Annotated in this window: 20 protein-coding genes; 9 read left to right on the top strand and 11 right to left on the bottom strand. The window is 65.0% G+C overall.

Going from position 1 to position 23,155, the window contains the following annotated elements:
* Positions 1-44: 44 nt before the first annotated feature.
* Together DTPSY_RS05305 and DTPSY_RS05300 are read right to left on the bottom strand one after the other, a co-directional pair.
* Entirely contained in the window at positions 45-2,963 is a 2,919-nt protein-coding gene (locus tag DTPSY_RS05305) for an aconitate hydratase (RefSeq protein ID WP_015912766.1), read from the bottom strand.
* A gap of 397 nt (positions 2,964-3,360) precedes the next feature.
* The gene (locus tag DTPSY_RS05300) at positions 3,361-3,657 is read right to left on the bottom strand and encodes an H-NS histone family protein (RefSeq protein WP_011804577.1); all 297 of its coding nucleotides are present in this window, start codon (positions 3,655-3,657) and stop codon (positions 3,361-3,363) included.
* Between the two features lie 339 nt (positions 3,658-3,996).
* On the opposite strand from DTPSY_RS05300, the gene DTPSY_RS05295 reads away from it, so the two are divergent.
* On the top strand, positions 3,997-4,842 hold the full coding sequence (locus tag DTPSY_RS05295) for a symmetrical bis(5'-nucleosyl)-tetraphosphatase (protein ID WP_015912765.1): 846 nt from the start codon (positions 3,997-3,999) through the stop codon (positions 4,840-4,842).
* Between the two features lie 106 nt (positions 4,843-4,948).
* Here the strand turns inward: DTPSY_RS05295 and DTPSY_RS05290 are convergent, their stop codons facing one another.
* Entirely contained in the window at positions 4,949-6,037 is a 1,089-nt protein-coding gene (locus DTPSY_RS05290) for an FAD:protein FMN transferase (RefSeq protein ID WP_015912764.1), read from the bottom strand.
* An 18-nt stretch (positions 6,038-6,055) separates the two neighbouring features.
* Positions 6,056-6,496 (bottom strand): c-type cytochrome, encoded by a 441-nt coding sequence (locus tag DTPSY_RS05285; protein ID WP_041835930.1) that lies wholly within the window; start codon positions 6,494-6,496, stop codon positions 6,056-6,058.
* Positions 6,497-6,816: 320 nt separating this feature from the next.
* Between DTPSY_RS05285 and DTPSY_RS05280 the strand changes: the two genes are divergently transcribed.
* The 8 genes from DTPSY_RS05280 to DTPSY_RS05245 all read left to right on the top strand — a co-directional run bounded on the left by DTPSY_RS05280 (position 6,817) and on the right by DTPSY_RS05245 (position 15,984).
* A complete protein-coding gene (locus DTPSY_RS05280; protein ID WP_234305558.1) occupies positions 6,817-7,077 on the top strand; it encodes a hypothetical protein in 261 nt (86 codons plus the stop codon).
* A gap of 11 nt (positions 7,078-7,088) precedes the next feature.
* The gene (gene nosZ / locus DTPSY_RS05275) at positions 7,089-9,026 is read left to right on the top strand and encodes a TAT-dependent nitrous-oxide reductase (RefSeq protein ID WP_015912762.1); all 1,938 of its coding nucleotides are present in this window, start codon (positions 7,089-7,091) and stop codon (positions 9,024-9,026) included.
* Between the two features lie 101 nt (positions 9,027-9,127).
* Positions 9,128-11,749, top strand: a complete 2,622-nt coding sequence (locus tag DTPSY_RS05270; RefSeq protein ID WP_015912761.1) for a NosR/NirI family protein — start codon at positions 9,128-9,130, stop codon at positions 11,747-11,749.
* A 20-nt stretch (positions 11,750-11,769) separates the two neighbouring features.
* Positions 11,770-13,017, top strand: coding sequence for a nitrous oxide reductase family maturation protein NosD (locus tag DTPSY_RS05265; RefSeq protein ID WP_238526572.1), 1,248 nt, complete (start codon positions 11,770-11,772; stop codon positions 13,015-13,017).
* Positions 12,992-13,924 carry an ABC transporter ATP-binding protein gene (locus DTPSY_RS05260; RefSeq protein ID WP_011804569.1) on the top strand — a complete coding sequence of 311 codons (933 nt, stop codon included), beginning with the start codon at positions 12,992-12,994 and terminating at the stop codon, positions 13,922-13,924. Before DTPSY_RS05265 ends, DTPSY_RS05260 begins: the two co-directional genes overlap by 26 nt.
* Positions 13,925-13,944: 20 nt before the next feature.
* A complete protein-coding gene (locus DTPSY_RS05255; protein WP_011804568.1) occupies positions 13,945-14,760 on the top strand; it encodes an ABC transporter permease in 816 nt (271 codons plus the stop codon).
* Positions 14,757-15,305, top strand: a complete 549-nt coding sequence (locus DTPSY_RS05250) for a nitrous oxide reductase accessory protein NosL (protein ID WP_011804567.1) — start codon at positions 14,757-14,759, stop codon at positions 15,303-15,305. Before DTPSY_RS05255 ends, DTPSY_RS05250 begins: the two co-directional genes overlap by 4 nt.
* A gap of 64 nt (positions 15,306-15,369) precedes the next feature.
* Positions 15,370-15,984, top strand: a complete 615-nt coding sequence (locus DTPSY_RS05245) for a nitrous oxide reductase accessory protein NosL (protein WP_015912760.1) — start codon at positions 15,370-15,372, stop codon at positions 15,982-15,984.
* 93 nt (positions 15,985-16,077) lie between these two features.
* On the opposite strand, the gene DTPSY_RS05240 is transcribed toward DTPSY_RS05245, so the two are convergent.
* The 7 genes from DTPSY_RS05240 to DTPSY_RS05215 form a co-directional block, all read right to left on the bottom strand.
* Complete coding sequence (locus DTPSY_RS05240) at positions 16,078-17,532, bottom strand: DEAD/DEAH box helicase (protein WP_015912759.1); 1,455 nt, start codon at positions 17,530-17,532, stop codon at positions 16,078-16,080.
* 115 nt (positions 17,533-17,647) lie between these two features.
* A complete protein-coding gene (ypfJ, locus tag DTPSY_RS05235) occupies positions 17,648-18,511 on the bottom strand; it encodes a KPN_02809 family neutral zinc metallopeptidase (RefSeq protein WP_011804564.1) in 864 nt (287 codons plus the stop codon).
* A gap of 79 nt (positions 18,512-18,590) precedes the next feature.
* Positions 18,591-18,839: a hypothetical protein gene (locus DTPSY_RS18360; protein ID WP_015912758.1), complete on the bottom strand. Its 249-nt coding sequence runs from the start codon at positions 18,837-18,839 to the stop codon at positions 18,591-18,593.
* 153 nt (positions 18,840-18,992) lie between these two features.
* A complete protein-coding gene (gene dcd / locus DTPSY_RS05230) occupies positions 18,993-19,559 on the bottom strand; it encodes a dCTP deaminase (protein ID WP_011804563.1) in 567 nt (188 codons plus the stop codon).
* 90 nt (positions 19,560-19,649) lie between these two features.
* On the bottom strand, positions 19,650-20,933 hold the full coding sequence (gene guaD / locus DTPSY_RS05225) for a guanine deaminase (protein ID WP_015912757.1): 1,284 nt from the start codon (positions 20,931-20,933) through the stop codon (positions 19,650-19,652).
* A 33-nt stretch (positions 20,934-20,966) separates the two neighbouring features.
* Positions 20,967-22,172 (bottom strand): urate hydroxylase PuuD, encoded by a 1,206-nt coding sequence (locus DTPSY_RS05220; RefSeq protein ID WP_015912756.1) that lies wholly within the window; start codon positions 22,170-22,172, stop codon positions 20,967-20,969.
* A 188-nt stretch (positions 22,173-22,360) separates the two neighbouring features.
* A complete protein-coding gene (locus tag DTPSY_RS05215) occupies positions 22,361-23,053 on the bottom strand; it encodes a GntR family transcriptional regulator (protein ID WP_015912755.1) in 693 nt (230 codons plus the stop codon).
* Positions 23,054-23,155 lie beyond the last annotated feature (102 nt).

The raw sequence follows: 23,155 nt of genomic DNA, 5'->3' as shown, positions 1-23,155 counted from the left end.
ATCGCACCGCCTGGGGCCGCAGCATCGCGTCCTAAGAGATGGAATCACGCACTCAGCAACTGTCGCAGTACATACGGCAGGATGCCGCCCGCACGGTAATAGTCCACCTCGATGGGTGTATCGATGCGCAGGGTGACGGCCACTTCCTGGCAGGAACCATCCGCACGGCGGATGACCAGGCGCGCCTCGCTTTGCGGTGTGAGCGCGGGGTCTGGAATCACGTCGATCACCTCGTCGCCTTGCAGGCCCAGGCTCTGCCACGAGTCGTTGCCGCGCAGCTGCAGCGGCAGCACCCCCATGCCCACGAGGTTGGAGCGGTGGATGCGCTCGAAGCTGCGCGCCACCACCGCCTTGATGCCCAGCAACTGGGTGCCCTTGGCCGCCCAGTCCCGGCTGGAGCCGGTACCGTATTCCTCCCCCGCGAAGATCACCGTGGGCGTCTTGTTGGCGATGTAGTGCATCGCGGCGTCGAAGATGAACATCTTCTGGCCCTGCATCGGTCCCTCGCCCTGAAAGATGGTGACGCCCCCCTCCTCGCGCGAGCCGTCGGCCAGCGGCGGGATCATGAGGTTCTTGATGCGCACGTTGGCAAAGGTGCCGCGCATCATCACTTCGTGGTTGCCGCGGCGCGCGCCGTAGCTGTTGAAGTCGGGCTTGGCCACCCCGTGCTGCAGCAGCCACTGGCCGGCGGGAGAGGTTTCCTTGATGGAGCCTGCGGGAGAGATGTGGTCCGTGGTGATGGAGTCACCGAACAGCGCCATGATGCGGGCACCCATCACGGATTCCGAGGTTTTTTGGCCTGCAGCGCCCTGTTTACCATCGCTGGCAGCTACTGAATCGAGAGCAAAATCCGCAAAGAATGGCGGCTCCGCGATGTAGGTGCTGCTGGGCCACACATAGACGTCTCCGTCCACCCCGCGGATCTTGTTCCACAGGGCTCCGGGGTCGGTCTTGACCTTGGCGTAGTTCTCCTTGAAGGCCTTGCCGTTCATGGCGTACTTCATGAGCGCATGGATCTCGTCGCTGCTGGGCCAGATGTCGCCCAAGTACACGTCGCGCCCGCCCTTGCCCTTGCCGACCGGTTCGGTCATGAGGTCCTTGAGCACCGTGCCCGCGATCGCATAGGCCACCACCAGCGGCGGGCTGGCCAGGAAGTTGGCTTTGAGGTTGGGGTGGATGCGCGCCTCGAAATTGCGGTTGCCCGACAACACCGCGGCACACACCAGGTCATTGCTGGTGATGACCTCATTGAGCTCGGGCGCCAAATCGCCCGCATTGCCGATGCAGGTCGTGCAGCCATATCCCACCAGGGCAAAGCCCAGCTTTTCCAGATAGGGCAGCAGCCCGGTCTGCGTGAGGTATTCGGTCACGATGCGCGAGCCCGGCGCCAGCGAGGTCTTGATGTGCGGCGCGACCCGCAACCCTGCCTCCACCGCTTTCTTGGCCAGCAGGCCCGCAGCCAGCAGTACGCTGGGGTTGGAGGTGTTGGTACAGCTGGTGATCGCCGCGATCAGCACGTCGCCGTTGCCGATGGTCGGGTCCGCCCCCTTGGCGGGCAAATGGATCGCCGCGTCTTCGTGCTGCACCTCCAGGCGCGGCTTGTTCTGCTCCATCTCGACCAGGAAACGCGGCGCCCCTTCGGGTACGGGTTTTTCGCTGGGGGCCCCCTCGGTCACGGGCGCCATGCGCCGGTGGATATGGTGGCGCGTGTGCAGCAGCTCAGCGGGCTGGTTGAAACCCGACTCGGCCACCGGTTTGCTGAACAGCTCGGCAAACTGGCGGCACACGTTGCCCAGTTCGATGCGGTCCTGCGGGCGCTTGGGGCCGGCCAGGCTGGGGGTGACATCCCCCAGATCCAGGCGCACCACCTGCGAGTAGTCGATCTCCCCCGCGCGCGGCACACCGAACAAGCCCTGTGCGCGAAAGTACGCTTCGAACGCATCGATCTCCGCCTTGGTGCGCCCCGTGCCGCGGAAGTAGTCGATGGTCTTCTCGTCCACCGGGAAGAAACCCATGGTGGCCCCATATTCCGGTGCCATGTTGCCGATGGTGGCGCGGTCGGGCAGCGCCAGGGTCCGCGTGCCTTCTCCAAAGAACTCCACGAACTTGCCCACCACTTTCTCGCGGCGCAGGATCTCGGTCACGGTGAGCACGAGGTCGGTGGCGGTGACACCCTCGCGCAATTGGCCCGAGAGTTCGAAGCCCACCACGTCGGGCGTGAGAAAGTACACCGGCTGGCCCAGCATGGCGGCCTCGGCCTCGATGCCGCCCACGCCCCAGCCCACGACGCCAATGCCGTTGATCATGGTGGTGTGGCTGTCGGTGCCCACCAGCGTGTCGGGGTAGTACACGCCGTCGTTGCCCTTGTGCACGCCGGGTGCGAGGTATTCCAGGTTCACCTGGTGCACGATGCCAAAGCCCGGAGGCACCACACCAAAAGTGCTGAAGGCCTGCATGCCCCACTTCATGAACTCATAGCGCTCGCGGTTACGCTGGAATTCCAGCTTCATGTTCAGGTCGAGGGCCTTCTTCGTGCCGTAGTAGTCCACCATGATGGAGTGGTCCACTACCAGGTCCACAGGCACCAGCGGTTCGATCTTGCGGGGGTTGTGGCCCAGGCGCTGGGCCACGCTGCGCATCGCGGCCAAATCGACCAGCAGCGGCACGCCCGTGAAATCCTGCAGCACGACGCGCGACACCACGAACGGAATCTCGTCCTTGCGCGGCGCATTGGGCGCCCAGCGCGCCAACTGCTCCACATGCTCTGCAGTGATGCGGCGGCCATCGCAATTGCGCAGTACGGATTCCAGCACGATGCGCAGGGACACGGGCAGCCGGTTCACCCCCGGAAACTGGCGCGCCAGCGCAGGCAGCGAATAGAACTTGCCGCTCTTTCCCGCTGCCGTGGCAAACGTAGCGAGCGTGGAAGCAAAAGCGTGAGCGGGGTTGCGGGAGGCTGCCATACAAGAACTCCTGTGGGTAACGACAGCGCCCATTTTGGCAGCGCCGCACTGCAGAGCCAACGCATCGCGAAATACCTTGACCCCACGCTGGGGCAATCGGGTTTAAATGAATACGCGTCCTGCGGTCGCCGCGCGGCCAGAAAGCACCGGTACACCGCTCCTGCACCGTATCCGTTAATCGGTGCGTGGGCCACTTTGCCGAGTGTCTGACATCAGCGGGGGCCTTTGACGCGCCCACCATATTGCCGCGTTGCCGCGCACCGCACCACGAATACTGCACCCCTCATAAGCGACAAAACCCGCCAAGGCCACGCCCCAGCGGGTTCTTCAAATCATACGCAAAACAGCGGTTAGGTCGGCCCGGAGAATTGCGCCGAGCCGCGCCGCCACGTGGTGTTCAAATAGCGAACTTCTCGCGGTCTTCGTTTTGAATCCATTTCGGTGCCTTGCCGCGGCCCGTCCAGGTCTGGCCCGTGGCGGGGTCGCGGTATTTGGGCGCGACCTTGGTTCCACTGGTTGCAGAAACGCGGCCCGTGCGGCCTGCAGGGAACACGTCCTGCTGCGTCAGGCCATATTCCGCCACCAGTTCACGCACCTGCGAGATAGCAGCCGTCAATTCACGGCGTCGCGCCTCGGTGATTTGCTGCTCAAGGGCTTCACGCTGTTTCAACAGTTCTTTGTAGCTGACGGTCATGGAGGTATGGAGCGTTAAGGATTAATGGGCACGCGGATTATAAAGTCCCAAACCCAATCCCGTTAAAAGTTCATGGCAATTGGCCGCATAAAAAAGCAACGAACAACCCCAGCCCGGATCACTACCTCCCATCGACACCCTCAAGGAACCTTTTCTCGCGCAGGTGCACAAATGCATCCGTATCATTGCTTGCACCAAAATGGTGATTTGATTCAACTAGTTACTAACGCCTCTTGTTTGTGCAGCACTTTGCCAGCGTCGCATAGCCCTGCAAATAACCACTGATTCCACCCAGTTGGCGCGCACAATCGCCGCTTCTCCTGACTCTTTTCTAAGAATATGGCTCTATATTGTGTGGGCGACATCCAGGGTTGCGACGACGCCTTTGAACGCCTGCTCGCCACCATTGGTTTCTCGCCCAGCCGGGACACGTTGTACGTGCTGGGTGATCTGGTGAACCGCGGCCCGCACTCCGCCGCGGTGCTGCGCCGATGCATCACCCTCGGGGACAGCGTGCGGCCCCTACTGGGCAACCATGATTTGCACCTGCTCGCTGCCGCCTACGGCACGCGCCGACCGTCGCGGCGCGACACGCTGCAGGACATCCTGCTGGCGCCGGATCGGGACGAGATGCTCGAATGGCTGAGGCACCAGCCGCTGGCGCGGCGTGTGCACCATGGCGGCGGCGACCTGCTGATGGTGCATGCCGGCGTGTTGCCACAATGGACGGCAGAGGAGACGTTGGCATATGCCGGCGAAGTCGAAGCCGTCCTGCAAAGCCGGGAGTTCGCCGGTTTTCTGCAGCAGATGTACGGGAATTCTCCCGACCTGTGGAGCCCGGAACTTCAGGGAACGGACCGCCTGCGCGTGATCGTGAATGCGCTCACGCGCATGCGCTTTTGCTCACCCGAGGGCCGTATGGATTTCGAGAGCACCGAAAGCGCCTCCGAGGCGCCTCCAGGGCTGGTGCCGTGGTTTGACGCACCCGGACGTCGCACGCTGAACACACTGATCGCCTTTGGCCACTGGTCCACGTTGGGCTGGCTGGACCGGGCGGACGTCCTCGGGCTGGACACCGGGTGCGTGTGGGGCGGCTGTCTGAGCGCGGTGCGTTTCGGCACGACACTGGCCGACCGCGAGCGCTGCCACGTGGAATGCCCGCAGGCGCAAATGCCCGGCGCCTAGGCACGCTATCAACAATATAGCTTGGAGCGCTTGCTGTTCCGTCAGTTGAGCCGCAAATCGCCAAAAGCTTTCTTCGCGGCGCCGCTGGCCCGCGAAGAAAGCGTTTTCATCCTGCGCGCGCCGGCACTGGCCGCAGCGCGGCGAGCATTCCAGGGGAACTCCAGGGCGTGCCATCAGCGCTCGCCACGAGGGCTTCGACATGTGCGTGGTCCGCATGCCATGCAGGTGCGGCCGCAGCCCCTTGCACCATCAGCGCCGTGCCCCAGCCGTTGACGTCTTCAACACGCTCGGCCATGAGCGCCACGCCAGACACACCTTCCGTAGGCCAACCCGTGCGGGGGTTGAGCACATGGTGCAGGCGGCGTCCTGCACGCAGGAAGCCCCGCTCGTAGTCGCCGGACGATGCCACCACGCCGCGCCCTTGCAGTTCCAGTACGCCCAGCAGCTGCGCCGGAGCGGAGGGATTGCGCACGCCCACACGCCAGGGACGGTCGTGCTGCCGGCCCATGACCAGGACATCGCCACCGCCGTTGGCCAGCGCATCCGTGACGCCAGCGCGCTCCAGCACTTGCAAGCCCGCCTGCAAAATAGGTAGCTTCGCCACGCCGCCCAGATCCAACCCCATGCCCGGCCGCGCAAGGTAGGCCGTTCCTGCGCGCTCGTCCAGCACGAGGTGGCGCGCGTTCACCAAACGCAGCGCCTGAGCGATCTCCTCAGGTGCCGGCGCGGCTTCGTGGCCGGGCTCAAAATGCCAGCCCCGCAGTGCACCGACGGTGGGATCAAAGGCGCCAGCACTTTCTTGGTGCAGGCGACGCGCCGTGCGCAGCACCTGCATCACTTCCGGGGCCACGTGCACGGCATGCCGGCCGGCGGCCGCGCCGAGCCGCGCCACGTCGCTGCCCTCCCGGTAACGGCTCATGAGCGCCTCCAGGCGCTCCATTTCCGCGAATGCGTGCAGCATCGCCTGCTGCACAGCGCCGGCATCGCGGCCATTGCCAACGGCAGCCGCGATGTCCACGCGTGTGCCCATGAGGGTACGGCTCGCGCGCACCAGGGGCTGCGCGCCCTCCACCATGCCAGCCAAAGCCTGGCGCGGGTGGAGGTACGCCAGCGCGCCCAGCAACGGCAGCGCAAGGGCGAAGCGCCGCCGCGTCCACCGGTTGCCTACCGCCGGCATGCACCGATCTGAATTCATCGCGAGCCCCTCCGGTCCTTACATCGACTGGTCAGCCATGAAATCCACGGCGGCCTTCACTTCATCGTCGCTCAGCGAAGCCGCGCCGCCGCGCGCGGGCATCATGCCCTTGCTGCCGGTGAAGCCTTCGATGGCGTGCTTGTAGAGCGTGTCCTTGCCCTGGGCAATACGCGGCGCCCAATCGGCCTTATCGCCAGGCTTGGGAGCCCCTGCAACGCCGGCCGCATGGCACATCGCGCAGGTTTTGCCGTACACGCTCTTACCGACGGTGTTCTCCGCCGTCGCGGGGGCGGCGGCAGGTGCTTGAGCGGCTGGCGCGGGAGCAGGGGTAGGCGCGGGAGCCGGTGCTTGCGCAGCGGGTGCAGGAGCAGGCGCGGGCGCCGGAGCGTCGTTTTTGCCACAGGCGGCGAGCAGCAGGGTTGCGGCGGCCAGCGCCATCGTGAGAGATGTCTTTTTCATGAAAGCCTTTCTTGTTGACGTCCAAAACCAAAAGGGCATCTTAGCCTGCGCCCCATGCAACGAGCCTGCCCTTCAATGGGTCGTCAGTTTGGTAGTTTCCAGAATCATTCATTTGATGTAAATCAACATCGAAAGAAACATTCAAAGTGAACATTTAGGCACTGTCACCACAGAGGTGGCTTCCAACACGCGCCGTTAGAGCCCATACTTCCGCCATGGATAAACTCCGCTCCCTGAACCTCCTACGCTGGTGGGCAGTGGCGTGGTTCGTCCTTGGTTTTGGGGCGGCACTGGCCTCCCCCCTCATTCAGCCGCGCACCATGGAACTCGTCTGTTCCAGTGCCAGCGGCGCCACCTTGGTGGTTCACCATGCCGGTAGCAATGCCGTGCTCGACACCCTGGGCATGGACTGCTCGCTGTGCCTGCCCAGCATGGAACCGCCGCAGCCCGCCGTACTGACCGTGCCGGGCTGGCCCATCACCCATTCCGTACCCCTGCCACCGCCTCGTGTGGTGGCCGTTGCCCCCACGGCCGCGCCACCACCTGCGCGCGCGCCCCCATTTTCCGCTTGCACTACCTGAAAGAGGACATCATGAGCGACAAGAGAGAGAGCCTGAACCCTGAAACCGTCGGCATGGGACGCCGCCGGTTCATCAATACCGCTGCTTTGGCGGGACTGACCGTGGGCGTTGCCGCGTGCAACGACAAGCCCGCGGCCGCCCCTGCAGCATCCGGCACCCCTGCGCCGGCACCCGCCCCCGCTGCCGCCCACGCCGGCGCCAACGTGCACCTCAAGCCCGGTGAGCTCGATACCTACTACGGTCTTTGGAGCGGCGGCCACAACGGCGACGTTCGCGTGCTGGGCCTGCCCTCCGGTCGTGAACTTCTGCGCATTCCCTGCTTCGTGCCTGACGCACTCGTGGGCTGGGGCATCACCAACGAATCCAAGGCCGTGATGGGCACCAAGCCCGACGGCAGCCTGCGTTACACCGTGGCGGACACCCACCACTTGCACGGCTCGTACAAGGACGGCAACTACGACGGCCGTTACGCCTGGGTCAACGATAAGATCAACAGCCGCATCGCCCGCATCCGTCTGGACTACTTCATCTGCGACAAGATCACCGAGCTGCCCAACGTGCAGGGCTTCCACGGCATCTTCCCCGACAAGCGCGATCCGGTCGATCCCAACATCAACTACACCACGCGCGTGTTCTGCGGCGCTGAATTCGGCATTCCCCTGCCCAACGACGGCAAGGATGTGAACGCCACCGAGAAGTACCGCTCGATGTTCACCTGCGTGGACGCCGAGACCATGGAAGTGCGCTGGCAGGTCCTGATCGACGGCAACTGCGACCTGACGGCCACGTCGTTCGACGGCAAGCTGGCAGCGACCAACCAGTACAACACCGAGAACGGCGTGCACTACGAAGACATGATGTCGGCCGAGCGCGACGCCTGCCTGTTCTTCAACATTGCCCGCATCGAAGAAGCCGTGAAGGCCGGCAAGTTCAAGACCTACGGTTCGTCCAAGGTGCCCGTGGTGGACGGCACCCGCGAAGCCAACAAAGATGCCAAGACCGCTCTCACCGCCTATGTGAGCGTGCCCAAGAACCCCCACGGCGTGAACGCCAGCCCCGACCAGAAGTACTTCATCTGCGCCGGCAAGCTCTCGCCGACCGTCACCGTGATCGAGCTGGCCAAGGTGCTCGACTGGTTCGACGGCAAGAGCGAGAAGCTCGACGACGCCATCGTTGCCGAGGTCGAAGTGGGTCTGGGCCCGCTGCACACCGCCTTCGACGGCCGCGGCAACGCCTACACCACGCTGTTCCTGGACAGCCAGATCGTCAAGTGGAACATCGACAAGGCCATCGCCTTCCACAAGGGTGACAAGAACGCCACCTACGTCGTGGACCGCCTGGACGTGCACTACCAGCCTGGGCACGTCAATGCCACGCACTCCGAGACCGTGGCCGCGGACGGCAAGTTCCTCTCCGTGGGTTGCAAGTTCTCCAAGGACCGTTTCCTGCCTGTGGGCCCCTTCCACTCCGAGAACGAGCAGCTGATCGACATCTCGGGCGACAAGATGGTGCTGCTGGCCGACCACCCGGTGCGCGGCGAGCCCCACGACTTCATCATCTTCAAGCGTGACATCGTGAAGCCCAAGCAGGTCTACGACCTGGACGAGTTCCCGCTGGCCGTCAAGGACGCCAAGGAATCCGGCGTCTTCCGCAACGGCAAGAAGGTCACGGTGAAGCTCACGTCGCAGGCCCCTGCCTTCAGCCTGCGTGAATTCACCGTCAAGAAGGGCGATGAAGTCACGCTGATCCTCACGAACCTCGACAAGATCGAAGATTTGACGCACGGCTTCGCGGTGCCCAAGTACAACATCCAGTTCGTGATCAACCCGTTGGAGACGAAGTCGGTGACCTTTATCGCCGACAAGCCCGGTGTGTTCTGGGCTTACTGCTCCACGTTCTGCCATGCGCTGCACCTGGAAATGCGCACGCGCATGATCGTCGAAGCCTGATGACGCGCAACCCTCCTGGGCCTGGCCTGGGAGGGTTGTAAGTCAAATTGGCTTCTTTCGCAGACGCAGCAAGCGGCGCCTGCTATTAGTTGGATAGTGCAATGTTTTCCCTAGGTTCACGGTTAGCCGCTTTCTGTCTTGCTCTGGTCCTCGCCGCCCCGCTTTGGGTGCCGCGGGCGCACGCAGGAGCCTACGAGGCGGAACTGCCTGCGAACCTGGCCACCACGCCCGACATGTGCGCGCTGCTGCCGTGCACCGAAGTATTTCCGGGCGCTACGCATTTTTCGCCGCGCAAGGGCCAGCCGCCCTATGTCGAGGCGTATGACAACGACTCGGCCCAGAAGAAGCTTCTGGGCTACGTCATGCTGTCGACCGACATCACCGACACGCCCGCCTACTCGGGCAAGCCGGTGGTCACACTCATCGGTATGGACACGCAGGGCCGCTTCGTCGGCATGAAGGTGCTCAAGCACTCCGAGCCCATCCTGCTGCTGGGCATCCCGGAGTCGGCACTCATCAATTTCAACAACCAGTACATCGGCAAGTCGGTCACCGACACCATCGAAGTCGGCCCTTCCCGCCCCGATGAGAACGTCATCGGCGTCGACGCCATCTCCGGCGCCACCGTCACCGTGGTGGCTCAGAACCAGGTGGTCATGGCCTCGGGCTCGGCCGTGGCACGCCAGACCGGCATCATTGCTCCCACGGTGCGCGAGCAGCCGCGCTTTGTCACCACCGGACAAACCTACGATTGGGCCCAACTCGTCAAGATGGGCGCGGTGCAGCAATTGCTGGTCAAGCCCGAACAGGTGGGCCTGCCGCGCGGCCCCGAGCCCTTCATCGAAATGTGGTTCGGTGACCTGAACCAGCCCGACGTAGGCCGCAGCCTGCTGGGCAAGAACAGCTTCGAAAGCCTGCGTTCACGCCTCAAGGAAGGCGAGAGCGCCATTTTCGTCATCAAGACCGGCGGGCAGGAGTCCTTCAAGGGATCAGGTTTCGTACGCGGCGGCATTTTTGACCGTGTGCAGGTCAAGCAAGGTGCCGACTCCTTCACCTTCCGCGACCTGGACTCCCTTAATCTGTACGGCCTGGAGGCCGCCGGCGCACCCCGCTACACCGAGTCGTCCATCTTCATCATCCGCTCGCAGGCCTTTTCTGCGGCCTATCCGTGGAAATTCGCCTTCCTGGGTAACCGGGTCGATCGGGCCACAGGCCATCGCAGCTTTGCCGTCTTCGAGTCCAAGTACTGGTTGCCGGCAGATCTGCTCGAAGGCGGCCGCCCCAAGGTGCAAGAACCCGATGCCCCCTGGGTACGCATCTGGAAATCGCAGGCCCTGCCCATCAGCCTGTTCGCCCTGCTGCTGATTGCAGTCACCGTGGTGTACGCCTTCCGCGAAAGGCTCACCCGCCTGTCCACGCACAAGAACAAGTGGCCGGTCAATGGCTTCAAGTACACCTTCTGGGCCATCAGCATCTTCTGGATCGGCTTTGGCTACATGGCCCAGCCGTCCATCACCCAGGTGCTGACCTGGTTCCACTCCGTCCTGTTCCAGTGGACCTGGTCGCTGTTCCTGTCCGATCCGTTCATCTTCCTGTTCTGGATCTTCATCATCGTGACCGTCTTCCTGTTCGGGCGCGGGCTGTTCTGCGGCTGGATGTGTCCGTTCGGCTCGCTGCAGGAGGCGATCTTCAAGATCGCCAAGGCCCTCGGGCTGAAGCGCTTCCAGACCAAGCTGCCGCAAAAGTGGCACGACCGTCTCAAGTGGCTCAAGTACGCTGTCTTCTTTGTCTTGCTCGCGGTGTCGATGTTCTCCATGGGCCTGGCCGAAAAGCTGGCCGAGGTCGAACCCTTCAAGACCACGTTCCTGGTCGGCGTGATGAACCGGGCATGGCCCTATGGCCTGTTCGTCGCCGCCATCCTTGGCGTGTCGATCTTCATCGAGCGCCCCTACTGCAAGTACATCTGCCCGCTGGGCGCCTCGCTGGCCATGCCCAGCACCTTCCGCTGGTTCGGGTTGAAGCGCAAGCAGGACTGCAACAGCTGCAAGGCCTGCGCGGTGGGTTGCGGCGCACAGGCCATCGACGCCGACGGGCGCATCGACCACCGGGAATGCCTGCATTGCCTGGATTGCATGATCCTGTACACCGACACCAAGGGCTGCCCGCCTCTGGCCAAGGAGCGCAAGCGCCGCGAGAAGGACGGCTTGGAGATGACGCCTATCGGCAAGAATGGCTACTTCATCCCCATCTACCCCGCCACCGTGCAGGACCAGATATCGGCCAAGGCCGCCCAGGGCCCCGATCCGCGCATGCCCACCGAACCCACGCTGCCCGCGCACAAGCGCAACGTAGGCTTCATGAGCTGGCTGTTGCTGGAACTGCGCGACCATCTCTGGCCCTGGAGCGCCGAAGGCTGGCGCAGCCAGCGCGCGCTGCAGATCGCCGGGCTGTCGCTGGCGGTGGCGGCCACCATCGCCTGGATCATGGCGGCCATGGGCCACCTCTCGTCGGGCGCCATCATCGGCTGGTGGTTCGGCTGGAGCGTGTACGAAGTGCTGATTCGCCTGTCGGGCCGCCGTTACGTCAAGGACGGCCCGTGGTGGCGCGACAATTACCGCGTTGCAGGTGTAATGGACATGATGAGCTACGTAGGATTCAAGAACCTGATGATCGGTGCTGCGCTGTTCCTGGTGCTGCAGGCGCTGGGACTGTTCACCCCATGAAGGGCGGTGTCACTCACTTAATGCTGGCCTTGGCGATGACCCTCGCCGGGGCCTGCCAGGCAGCCACCCTCCATGTGCGAGCGGGCGACGATCTGACCGCCGCCGTGCGCAAAGCCAAGGCAGGCGATGTGCTGGAGATTGCACGGGGCACGTACCGCGCCAATCTGGTGATCGACAAGCCCCTCACGTTGCGCGGCGTGGACCGCCCCACCATCAGCGGCGGCAACCAGGGCGACACCATCCGCGTCACCGCACCGGACGTGGTGATCGAGGGCCTGATCGTGCGCGACTCGGGTGACGACCTCAAGGATCAGAACGCCGGCATCTACCTCTACCCTGGCGCCCACCGTGCCGTCGTACGCCGCTGCGACCTCACCTACAACCTTTTCGGCCTGTGGATCGAGAAGGCCAATGACGTGCTCATCGAGCACAACGTCATCACCGGCAAGCGTGAATACTCCTCACCGCAGCGTGGCAACGGCGTGCAGCTGTACAACACCAAAGGCGCAAAGATCCTGAACAACAACATCAGCTTCGTGCGCGACGCGCTCTACGTGGACGTCTCGCACCATGCGCTGTTCAAGGGCAATCAGCTGCATCACAGCCGCTACGGCACGCACTACATGAACTCCTACTACAACCTGTGGGAGGACAACGACACCTACTACAACCGTGGCGGCTTGGCCCTGATGGAAGTGCGCGAGCAGACCGTGCGCAACAACCGCGCCTGGGGCAACTCCGACCACGGCATCATGCTGCGCACGCTGCAGGATTCGGTGATCGAAGGCAACGTCGTGGCCGGCAACAGCCGGGGCTTCTTCATCTACGACGTGGAGTACATCAAGCTCAACAACAACCTGGTGGTGGACAACACCGTCGGCGTGCACCTGGCCGCGGGCTCGAAGAACAACGAAGTCGAAGGCAACGACTTCATCTCCAACCGCGAGCAGGTACGCTACGTGGGTGCGCGCGACGAGCGCTGGGGCGCCAAGAGCGGCAACCACTGGAGCAACTACCTGGGCTGGGACCGCGATGGCGACGGTGTCGGCGATGTGCCCTACGAGGCCAACGACATGGTGGACCGCCTGACCTGGCGCCACCCTAGCGTCAAGCTGCTGCTGGCCAGCCCGGCCGTGCAGGCCCTGCGCCTGGTGGGCCGGCAGTTCCCTGTGCTGCGCGTGCCATCGGTCGTGGACCCGAAGCCGCGCATGCAGCCCAGCAATCAACAATGGAGTGAATGGCGTGGCAAGCATTTCCCCGGCCAGTGACAACGTGGCCATCTCGCTGCGCGGCGTCAGCAAGCACTACGGCGCGCTGCACGCCGTGGACGGCGTGGACCTGGACATCCCCAAGGGCGAGATCTTCGGCCTGATCGGACACAACGGCGCAGGCAAGAGCACGCTGTTCAAGATGATGCTGGGGCTGGTGAAGCCCACGCAGGGCACGCTTTTGATCGCGGGCGCCCAGGTGGGTGGGCGGGGATTCCGCGCCGCCCGCCGCCAACTGGGCTACCTGCCCGAGAACGTGGTGCTCTACGACAACCTGGACGGGTTGGAGACGCTGCGCTTTTTCGCGCGGCTGAAATCCGCCCCGCTGGCGCAGTGCGCGGACATTCTGGAGCGCGTGGGCCTGGCACACGCCGGCAAGCGCCCGGTGCGCGAGTATTCCAAGGGCATGCGCCAGCGCCTGGGCTTCGCGCAGGCATTGCTGGGCAGCCCGCGCGTGTTGTTCCTGGACGAACCCACCAACGGCCTGGACCCGCAGGCGATCCGCGACTTCTACGCCACGCTGCGGGGCCTGCAGGCCGAGGGCGTGACCATGGTCATCACCTCGCACATCCTCGCCGAACTGCAAGAACGCGTGGACCGGCTCGCCATTCTCTCGGCGGGCCGCATCCAGGCGCTGGGCAGCGTGCAGCAGCTGCGCGAGCAAACCCGCATGCCGCTGTCGTTCGAACTGGACATCGCACCCGCCGACCGGCCCGCCGCCGCACAGGCGCTGGAGCAAGCGACGGGCATCGTCCCCGAGCACACGCCCGAAGGCTTGCGCCTGCACTGCCCGCGCGAGCAGAAGATGGCCGTGCTGGCCGCCCTCGCGCCACTGGGTGCGCGCGTGCGCGACCTCAAGCTGCTGGAGCCCTCGCTCGAAGACGTGTTCTTCGGCTTCGCCGACTGACACCCTGCCCACGACGCCCCATGGAACTGACCCAGATCTTCACCATCGCCGCCAAAGAATTCCGCGATCGCATGCGCAATCGCTGGGTGCTTGCGGTGGCCCTCGTCTTCACCGTGTTCTCACTCGTCATCGCCTACTTCGGCGGCGCGCAGCAGGGCACGGTGGGCTTTCGCTCCATCGAGTTCACCATCGCCAGCCTCGTCAGCCTGGTCATCTACCTCATCCCGCTGATTGCGCTGTTGCTGGGGTTCGATGCCATCGTGGGCGAGCGCGAGCGCGGCTCACTCGATCTGCTGCTGGCCCTGCCCATCACCCGGCTGGAATTGCTGCTGGGCAAGTACCTGGGCTTGGCGGCTGCGCTGGCGCTCTCCACCCTGGCGGGCTTCGGGCTGGTGGCGGTGCTGCTGTGGCGTCACATGAGCGCCAATGCCCTGTTCCACTACGGCGGCTTCATGATCAGCTCGGTATTGCTGGGCCTCGCATTCCTGAGCCTGGCAGTGATGCTATCGGTGCTGGCACGCGACCGCACGCGCGCCTCGGGTCTGGCCATTGCTACCTGGTTCTTCTTCGTGCTGGTGTTCGATTTGCTGCTGCTGGGCCTGCTGGTAGCCACGGGCGGGCAGTTCGCGGGCGATGCGTTCGCCTGGCTGCTGCTGCTGAACCCGGCCGACGTGTTCCGCATCCTCAACGTGTTCTCGCTCGAAGACGTGCGCACGCTCTACGGGCTCGCCAGCGTCGTTCCCTCGTCGCTGGGTAGCCCCGCAATCATGGGTGGCGTGATGCTGGCGTGGATCGCCCTGCCGCTCGCCATCGCCAACTGGAGATTCAAGCCATGACCTGTTCCTGCATCACCCGTCGCCGTGCACTGGGCATGGCCGCCTTCACGGCGCTGGCCACCAGCAGCCTGCTGGCTGGCTGCGGCGACAAGGCAGCCGAACAGCAGTCCCTTGCGCCCGTGGAGATCGACCGTTCCACAAGTTGCGAGCTCGACGGCATGCTGCTTGCAGATTACCCCGGCCCCAAGGCGCAGATCCACTACGCCGGCCAGGAAAAGCCCTCCTTCTTCTGCGACACCATCGAGCTGTTCAACACCCTGCTTGCCGGCGAACAAGTGCGTGCAGTGCGCGCCGTGTACGTGCAGGACATGGGCAAGGCCGACTGGAACGAACCCAAAGGCCACTGGATCGACGCCAAGACCGCCGTCTACGTGCTGGGCAGCAAGCGGCATGGCTCCATGGGCCCCACCATCGCCAGCTTCGCGCAGGAGGCCGATGCAGCCAAGTTCGCCGGTGAACATGGCGGCAAGGTGCTGCGCTTTGCGGACATAAAGCTCGACATGGTGGACCTGAGCGGCGGTGCGCTGCACGACACCCGCATGTAACAGCCCTTGCACCATGTCTGCATCCACCCTGAGTCCTCCGCCGCACCAGCCACGCCGCAGGCGCATGCTGGTTGCGGGCACGCTGGCGTTTGCAGCCGCGGCGGGCGGGCTCTGGGGCGTGCCGAGCCTGCGCAGCGCGCTGCGGCCCCAGCCGGCTCCCGCCCTGGAGCCGGACGTCTGCATCGTCGCACCCCCGACGCCGTACGACCCCGCGTCAGGCCTGCCGCCCACGGCAGCGCGCCCCATTCCGGTGGATGCGCGTTGCCCCGTGTGCGGCATGTTCCCCGCCCGTTCGCCCGACTGGGCGGCGCAGGTCATCTTTCGCAATGGCGACGCACAGTTTTTCGACTCGCCCCTGTCGTTGTTCATGTACCTGCAGGACGTGGTCCGCTACAGCCCCGGCCGCAATGCACGGGACATCATGGCGCACTACGTCACCGACACCGCGCGCCCTGCGGCCGCGGGCGGCGCCCGCTGGACGGACGCGCTGTCTGCCTATTACGTGCACGGCTCGTCGGCGCGGGGGCCGATGCGCGCCGGCAATCTGCCCGCGTTCTCGACACGGGAGGCCGCACAGGCCTTTGCCGCACAGCGCGGCGGCACAGTGCTCGCCTTTGGCGCCGTAGATGCCCCCTTGATCGCGCAGTTGGCGGGCCCTGGCGGGCACAATCACCCCTAGCATTCGCTATTAAAAACATAGCTATCAGCGCTTATCCCGCAAGCGCTAGAGGCATTTTTTATTGAAAAGGCCGCTGAACGGCGGCCTGTGTTTTCAGTGGGTTGATGGCTCGGCCGTAGAGGCCTGCGGTGCCTTGAACAAGGCGGGTAATTTGCGCTTGGGCTTGATGTTGGCGGAGATGCCGCCACGCGCGGGCGATGCCTTGGGGGCCACCTCCCAGCTCGCAGACGCACCGGCCGAGGTGCTGGCCTCGTAGGGCTTGTCGAAGAACGGATCGCGAGACGCCGCAGGCGCGGAGCGGTACGCGCTGCGCTCGCGGCTGCGGGGGGCGGCTGGAGCGCCCTCGCCCGAATCGTCGCCGCCCCAGGCGCGGCGGCCGTCGTTGTAGCGGCCCCGCGGACGATCTTCCTGCAATTCCAGCGGTTCCAGCTCGATCTTCTTCTTGATGAGCTTCTCGATATCCGCCACCAGGCGGGTATCGCTGCTGGCCGCCAGCGTGACGGCCAGACCCGATGCGCCGGCGCGGCCCGTACGGCCGATGCGGTGCACATAGTCCTCTGCATTGAAGGGCACGTCGTAGTTGAACACCGCGGGCACGTCCTTGATGTCCAAGCCCCGCGCCGCCACGTCGGTGCAGACCAGCAGGTCCACCTCGCCGCTCTTGAAGGCATCCAGCGCCTTCAGTCGCTCGTCCTGGCTCTTGTCGCCATGCAACGCGGCGGTCTTGAGACCGTCGCGCTCCAGGCTGCGGGCCAGGCGCGCGCAGCCCAGCTTGCTGTTCACGAAGATGAAGGCCTGCTTGAGGCCGCGCTCGTTCAGCACATGGCGGATGGCGCGGCGCTTGTCGTCGCCGTCTACCGCGAAGAAGCGCTGCTCCACGGTGGAGGCGGTCTCGTTGGGGCGCGCGACCTCGATGGTGATCGGGTCCTGCAGATAGCTGCCGGCCAGGCGCTTGATCTCGGGCGAGAAGGTGGCGGAGAACAGCAGCGTGGTGCGCTGCTTGGGCAGGTAGGAAAGGATGCGCTGCAGGTCGGGCAGGAAGCCAATGTCCAGCATGCGGTCGGCCTCGTCCAGCACCACGTACTCGACCTGATTGAGTACCGCGTTCTTGGCCTCGATATGGTCCAGCAGACGGCCGGGCGTGGCCACCAGCACCTCGACGCCCTTTTTCAGCTCGATGGTCTGCGGCTTCATGTCCATGCCGCCAAACACCACCGTGCTGCGTAGCTTGGTGTACTTGGCGTACAGCGCGATCTGCTGCGCCACCTGGTCCGCCAGCTCGCGCGTGGGCAGCAACACGAGCGCGCGCACAGGGTGGCGCGCGGGAGAGGCTGAACTGTTCTCGTGCTTGAGCAGGCGCTGCAGCAACGGCAGCGAAAAAGCCGCCGTCTTGCCGGTGCCGGTTTGCGCCGCACCCATCACGTCCTTGCCGGTCAGCACGACAGGGATCGCCTGCGCCTGGATCGGCGTCATGTTCTCGTAGCCCATCTCGGCTACGGCGCGCTTGAGCGGCTCGGCCAGCGCAAGAGTGGAATAGGGTTGTGTCATGAAGCCGCTATTGTCGCATTGCAGCAGCGGCGAAGGCCAACCAGGCCGTCGACGGCCTGTACCGGGGCGTCTCCTGCTTGGCGCGAAAACGACGGCTTAGCGCGCGTTCACGGTGTCAAAGCGACTGTGCGTTGAAAGTGTTGCAGCCTTGCACACTGCCGGTCTTGAACCCCTGCGTGAACCACCGCACGCGCTGCGCGCTGGAGCCGTGGGTGAATGCATCGGGCCGCACGGTGCCGGTCTGCTGGCGCTGCAGCGCGTCGTCACCGATCTGCTCGGCGGCGTTCACCGCGGACTCGATGTCGCCTTGCTCCAGCCAGTTCTTGGCCTGTTGCGAATGGTGGGCCCAAATGCCGGCGTAACAGTCGGCCTGCAGTTCCAGCCGAACCGACAGCGCGTTCTGTTCGCGCTGGCTCACGCGCCCGCGCATGCCGTCCACCTTGCCGGTGGTGCCCAGCAGGGTCTGCACATGGTGGCCGACCTCGTGCGCGATCACGTAGGCGCGGGCAAATTCGCCTGGCGCACCCAGCTGGCGGCTCATGGTGTCGAAGAAATCCATGTCCAGGTACACCTTTTGGTCCCCGGGGCAGTAAAACGGTCCCATCGCGCTCTGCCCCGTGCCACAGGCCGTGGGCGTGGCGCCGCGGTAGAGCACCAACTTGGGCTGGCGGTACTGCGCCCCACCCTGCTGGAACACCTGCGCCCACACATCCTCCGTGGACGCCAGGACGGTGGAGACGAAGGCGGCCTCACGGTCGCCCTGCGGCGGACGCTGGGCCGGCCCCTGTTGGACCTGCGGCGCGCCCCCGCCCGACAGTACGCCGATGGTGGTCAGCGGGTTGATGCCAAACACACCCCAGCCGATGAGCGCCACAACGATGGTGCCAATGCCGATCGAGCGTCCGCCGATGAAGCCGCCCCCGCCGCCGCTGCGCCGGTCTTCCACGTTGTCCGATTCGCGATTGCCTTCCCATCTCATGGGTGATCTCCTGCGTGCACGACGCACCAGCCGCCGATGTTACGCCCGCGGCGGCACCCTCGGGATTTCGCGCCGCGCACTACTGCGCTGCCAGCAACATGTCCTGCGACGGGCGCGGCTGCAGCGTGTGGTTGACGTACTTCGCCATCCGTTCGTGGGCTTGGTGCGTGTGGCGTTCCACCACCGCCTGCAGCACCCACAACTGCGCAAGGATGACGATGGCGGCACCCAGCCACATCCAGAGGCTGGGCATCGACGCAGACTTCACGGGCGGATCCCATGGCCGGGGCGCAGCGGGGGAGGCGGGATCATGGATGGGGCGGGACATGCAGTACTCCTGAAACACTGCAGCCATCCTAGGCAGCGCCACGCAGCCGTACCACCGGCGCAGGGCCAGCCTGCGTGTAGGACGGCGGCAAGCGCCGGCGCAGGCGCCGGCGCGCACCCCACGGTCCAGGCCGCGGTCCTTCTGGCAGGTCCTTCAGGCCTTGGGCAGCGTCACCCCGTGCTGGCCCTGGTATTTGCCGTTGCGGTCCTTGTAGCTCACGGCACATTCCTCGTCACCCTGGAAGAAAAGCACCTGCGCGCAGCCCTCGCCCGCGTAGATCTTGGCGGGCAGCGGCGTAGTGTTGGAGAACTCCAGCGTCACGTAGCCTTCCCACTCGGGCTCGAACGGCGTGACGTTGACGATGATGCCGCAGCGCGCATAGGTGCTCTTGCCCAGGCAGACGGTGAGCACGTCGCGCGGGATGCGGAAGTACTCCACGGTGCGCGCGAGCGCGAAGCTGTTGGGCGGGATGATGCAGTAGTCGCCCTCGAAGTCCACGAAGCTCTTTTCGTCGAAGTTCTTCGGGTCCACCACGGTGCTGTGGATGTTGGTAAAGACCTTGAATTCACGCGCGCAGCGGATGTCGTAGCCGTAGCTGCTGGTGCCGTAGCTGATGATCTTGCGCCCGTCTTGCTGCCGGATCTGGCCGGGCTCGAACGGCTCGATCATGCCGTGCTGCTCGGCCATGCGGCGGATCCATTTGTCGCTCTTGATGCTCATGGGGTACTCCTGGCGCGTATTCTAGGCGAATGAAAGCTACTTAAATGATAGCTGCTGACGCTTGATACATAAGCGTCAGAGGCAAATATTTCATGCAATGACAGTGCGCTCGATCAAACGGTCGTCGCCGAGCACGATCATCGCGAACAGCAGTTCGTCCAGGTGGGCGGCGCCCGCCGTGCGCCGCGCCAGCAGCGGGGTCGCCGCAGGATTCAGTACCACGAAGTCGGCTTCGCAACCCGGCTGCAGGTTGCCCACCACGCCATCCAACCCCAACGCCCGCGCGGCGCCGGCGGTATGCAGCCACCACAGCCGTTGCGGCGCCAGGCTCAGTCCCGTCTTGGTCTGCCCCTCCCGGCCTACGTAGTACGCGGCCAGCATCGTGTGGAAAGGGCTGAAGCTGGTGCCGCCGCCCACGTCGCTGGCCAAGCCGTAGCCGAAGCCCATGCGGTCCGCGCCCGCAAAGTCAAACTGGCCACTGCCCAGGAACAGGTTGCTCGTGGGGCACACGGCAGCCACCGCGCCGCTCTCGCGCATGGCGGCGCGGTCCTCGTCGTCGAAATGGATGCAATGCGCGTACACCGCGCGCACACGCAGCAGGCCGACACGGGCATACACATCCAGGTAGCTCCGCGTGCCGGGGAACAGCTCCTGCGCCCAGCGGATCTCCTGCTGGTTCTCCGCCACATGGGACTGCACCCATACGTCGGGGTAGCGCGCGGCCAGAGCACCCGCGCCGCTCAGCTGCTGCGGCGTGCTGGTGGGGGCAAAACGCGGCGTGATCGCATAGCCCAGCCGCCCCTTGCCGTGCCAGCGCTGGATGAGCGCTTCGGTGTCGATGAGGGATTGCTCGGTCGCGTCGCGCACGCCGTCGGGCGAGTGGCGGTCTTGCAGCACCTTGCCGGCAATCAGGCGCAGCCGCCGCGCCTGTGCCTGCGCCATCAGCGCATCCACCGAGCCCGGATGCGAGGTGGCGAAGGTGAGCGCCGTGGTCACGCCGTTGCGCTGCAGCTCATCCAGGAAAAAGCCCGCCACCCCCGCGGCGTAGCCGGCATCGGCGAATCGCGACTCGTGCGGGAAGGTGTAGTTCTCCAGCCAGGGCAGCAGGCCTTCGGCGGGCGAGCCGATCACGTCTAGCTGCGGGTAGTGCACATGCATGTCCACGAAGCCCGGTGCAATGATGCGGCCGGGCCAGTGGGTCACCGGCTGCGAGGCCTGAGGAAGATAGAGGGGCGCCAGCGCGCGCCACGCGCCGGCGGCGTGCACGCGCTGCACGCCCTGGTCATCGGGCGCGGTGGCCAACAGGCCGTCTTCTTCGTACAGGGCCGTGCCGTCATCGGCAAAGCGCAGGAGCGCAGATCGGTAAAGGTGCATGGCCCCGGATGATGCCCGCAATACCGGGGGGCGTCAGGGCGCGATGCTGGCGCCGTTTTCGTACCAGCGTTTGAAGGTTTCGCGCTCTTCGTCGGACAGTGCGCCCGGGTTGCCAAATGGCATCTTGCGCAGCTGCACCACCTGTTGGTAGATCTGCTGCGCGTGGCTCTTCACGTCCTGCGGGGTGTCGAACTTCACGTTCTTCTGCGCGATGGTGTTGGCGCTGTGGCACACCACGCAGTGTTTTTGTATGACGGCGTGCAGTTGTTCGTAGCCTGCGGCGGCCGGCGCGGCGGCGGACACGGCCGGCGCAGCCGGCTTGAGCCATACCACCACGCCCACCAGCACCACCACGCCCACGGCCGCATAGGGCCAGGGATGGCCGTTGCGGCCCAGCTTGTAGCCGTGGCGCATCACGAAAAACTGGCGAATGGCCGCGCCCGCGAACATCATGAGGATCAGTACCAGCCAGTTCTGCCCATGGTTGTAGAGCCAGCCGTAGTGGTTGGAGAGCATGGCGAACAGCACCGGCAGCGTGAAGTACGTGTTGTGCACGCTGCGCTGCTTGCCGCGCTTGCCATGCACCGGGTCCACCGGCTGGCCGGCCTTCAGTGCCGCCACCACCTTGCGCTGGCCGGGAATGATCCAGAAGAACACGTTGGCGCTCATCGAAGTGGCGAGCATCGCGCCCATCAGCAGGAAAGCCGCCTGGCCGGGGAAGATGCGGCAGGCCAGCCACGCGGCGATGCACACCAGGACCAGCACCAGCGTCCCCACGATGGCATCGCCGTTGGCCTTTTGGCCGAACACGCGGCAGATGCCGTCGTACAGCAGCCAGAACACCACCAGAAAGGCCAGTGCCGCCGCGATGGCCATGGCGGGCGACATGAGCGGGTCGGCCGGATGCACCAGGTAGATGCCCGCGTTCCACAGATACGAAACCGTGAGCAGCGCAAAGCCGCTGAGCCAGGTGGTGTAGCTCTCCCAGAAGAACCAGTGCAGATGGTCCGGCAGCTTCGGGGGCGCCACGTTGAACTTGACCGGGTGGTAGAAGCCCCCGCCGTGCACAGCCCAAAGCTCGCCGTTCACGCCCTGGCGCTTCAGGTCCTCGTCGACCGGCGGCGTGAGGCTGCTGTCCAGAAAGACGAAGTAGAACGAGGAGCCCACCCAGGCGATGGCAGTGATGACGTGCAGCCAGCGCAGCAGCAGATTGGCCCAGTCGAGGAAGTAGCTTTCCATCGTGTTTCAACCTTGGCGGCCCGGCGGGCCGCCTGCAAGCTGCTCACCACTGCGGGCGCTCTGAGCAGAAAAAGAGGGGCCGCGCACCGTGGCAGGAAGCTGCCGGGGCACCGCTGCGACCCGTTTTGTGAACAGGAAGTGTATGCACTTTTCTGGCAACGGCCGCTGAAATGGCTCAGGGATTGTCCCTAACCCTGCAGGATGTAATCCGGATGCTGGGCGCATACGTTGTCCACCGCGCTGAGCGTGCCCGACAGGTGCTCGCGCAACGCCTCCTGGGCCGCGGGAGCGTTCTGCCGGTCAATGGCGTCGAGGATGGCCCGATGCTGGCGCATGATGACGCCCGTCTTGCCTGCGGTGGGCAGGTGCAGGCGGCGCAAGCGATCCACATGGCCGGAGTAGCGGCGCACCAGCGCCCACAGGCCCATGACGCCGGCCGCCTCATACATCAGGCGGTGAAAGCCATGGTCCGCTCCCAGAAAGTCGTCATAGCGCTGCGCGGCGGCCAGCGATTCCTGCAGTGCGCACTGCGCCTGCAGTTGCACCACCAGGCCGGGGGGCGGCTGCAGCGCCAGCGTGCGCACGATCTCCAGCTCGATGGAGCGGCGCAGGAAGTGCGCTTCGCGCGCGGCCGCCACGTCGATGCGGCTGACCAGCGTGGCGTGCTGGGGAAAGACTTCCACCAGGCCCTCCTCTTCCAGGCGCAGCAGCGCCTCGCGGATGGGCGTCTGGCTCACGCCGAATTGCCCGGCCAGGTCGCTGCGCACCAGCATCGCGCCGGGCACCAGCTCCAGCGTCAGAATGGCCTCGCGCAGGCTTTCGAAGACCTGCGGGGCGGCCAGGCGCGAACGGTCAAGGCGGAACTTGGTCAGTATGGGCATACGTGGATTCTCGCATTCGTGCACTAATATATTAGTGTTCCAATATTTCAAATGGCGCGCCTTCACGGCCGTGCCCGCCTCTCCCTCTGTCCACACACTTCC

The sequence above is a fragment of the [Acidovorax] ebreus TPSY genome (assembly GCF_000022305.1).
Classification (GTDB): Bacteria; Pseudomonadota; Gammaproteobacteria; order Burkholderiales; family Burkholderiaceae_C; genus Diaphorobacter; species Diaphorobacter nitroreducens.
The sequence above is the reverse complement of the archived record's forward strand: the minus strand, read 5'-3'. Positions and strand labels throughout refer to the sequence as shown.

Coding starts and splice junctions, on each gene's coding strand:
- DTPSY_RS05305 (WP_015912766.1), bottom strand. CDS start 2,963: ATGGCAGCCTCCCGCAACCCCGCTCACGCTTTTGCTTCCACGCTCGCT.
- DTPSY_RS05300 (WP_011804577.1), bottom strand. CDS start 3,657: ATGACCGTCAGCTACAAAGAACTGTTGAAACAGCGTGAAGCCCTTGAG.
- DTPSY_RS05295 (WP_015912765.1), top strand. CDS start 3,997: ATGGCTCTATATTGTGTGGGCGACATCCAGGGTTGCGACGACGCCTTT.
- DTPSY_RS05290 (WP_015912764.1), bottom strand. CDS start 6,037: ATGAATTCAGATCGGTGCATGCCGGCGGTAGGCAACCGGTGGACGCGG.
- DTPSY_RS05285 (WP_041835930.1), bottom strand. CDS start 6,496: ATGAAAAAGACATCTCTCACGATGGCGCTGGCCGCCGCAACCCTGCTG.
- DTPSY_RS05280 (WP_234305558.1), top strand. CDS start 6,817: ATGGAACTCGTCTGTTCCAGTGCCAGCGGCGCCACCTTGGTGGTTCAC.
- nosZ (WP_015912762.1), top strand. CDS start 7,089: ATGAGCGACAAGAGAGAGAGCCTGAACCCTGAAACCGTCGGCATGGGA.
- DTPSY_RS05270 (WP_015912761.1), top strand. CDS start 9,128: ATGTTTTCCCTAGGTTCACGGTTAGCCGCTTTCTGTCTTGCTCTGGTC.
- DTPSY_RS05265 (WP_238526572.1), top strand. CDS start 11,770: ATGCTGGCCTTGGCGATGACCCTCGCCGGGGCCTGCCAGGCAGCCACC.
- DTPSY_RS05255 (WP_011804568.1), top strand. CDS start 13,945: ATGGAACTGACCCAGATCTTCACCATCGCCGCCAAAGAATTCCGCGAT.
- DTPSY_RS05250 (WP_011804567.1), top strand. CDS start 14,757: ATGACCTGTTCCTGCATCACCCGTCGCCGTGCACTGGGCATGGCCGCC.
- DTPSY_RS05245 (WP_015912760.1), top strand. CDS start 15,370: ATGCTGGTTGCGGGCACGCTGGCGTTTGCAGCCGCGGCGGGCGGGCTC.
- DTPSY_RS05240 (WP_015912759.1), bottom strand. CDS start 17,532: ATGACACAACCCTATTCCACTCTTGCGCTGGCCGAGCCGCTCAAGCGC.
- ypfJ (WP_011804564.1), bottom strand. CDS start 18,511: ATGAGATGGGAAGGCAATCGCGAATCGGACAACGTGGAAGACCGGCGC.
- DTPSY_RS18360 (WP_015912758.1), bottom strand. CDS start 18,839: ATGTCCCGCCCCATCCATGATCCCGCCTCCCCCGCTGCGCCCCGGCCA.
- dcd (WP_011804563.1), bottom strand. CDS start 19,559: ATGAGCATCAAGAGCGACAAATGGATCCGCCGCATGGCCGAGCAGCAC.
- guaD (WP_015912757.1), bottom strand. CDS start 20,933: ATGCACCTTTACCGATCTGCGCTCCTGCGCTTTGCCGATGACGGCACG.
- DTPSY_RS05220 (WP_015912756.1), bottom strand. CDS start 22,172: ATGGAAAGCTACTTCCTCGACTGGGCCAATCTGCTGCTGCGCTGGCTG.
- DTPSY_RS05215 (WP_015912755.1), bottom strand. CDS start 23,053: ATGCCCATACTGACCAAGTTCCGCCTTGACCGTTCGCGCCTGGCCGCC.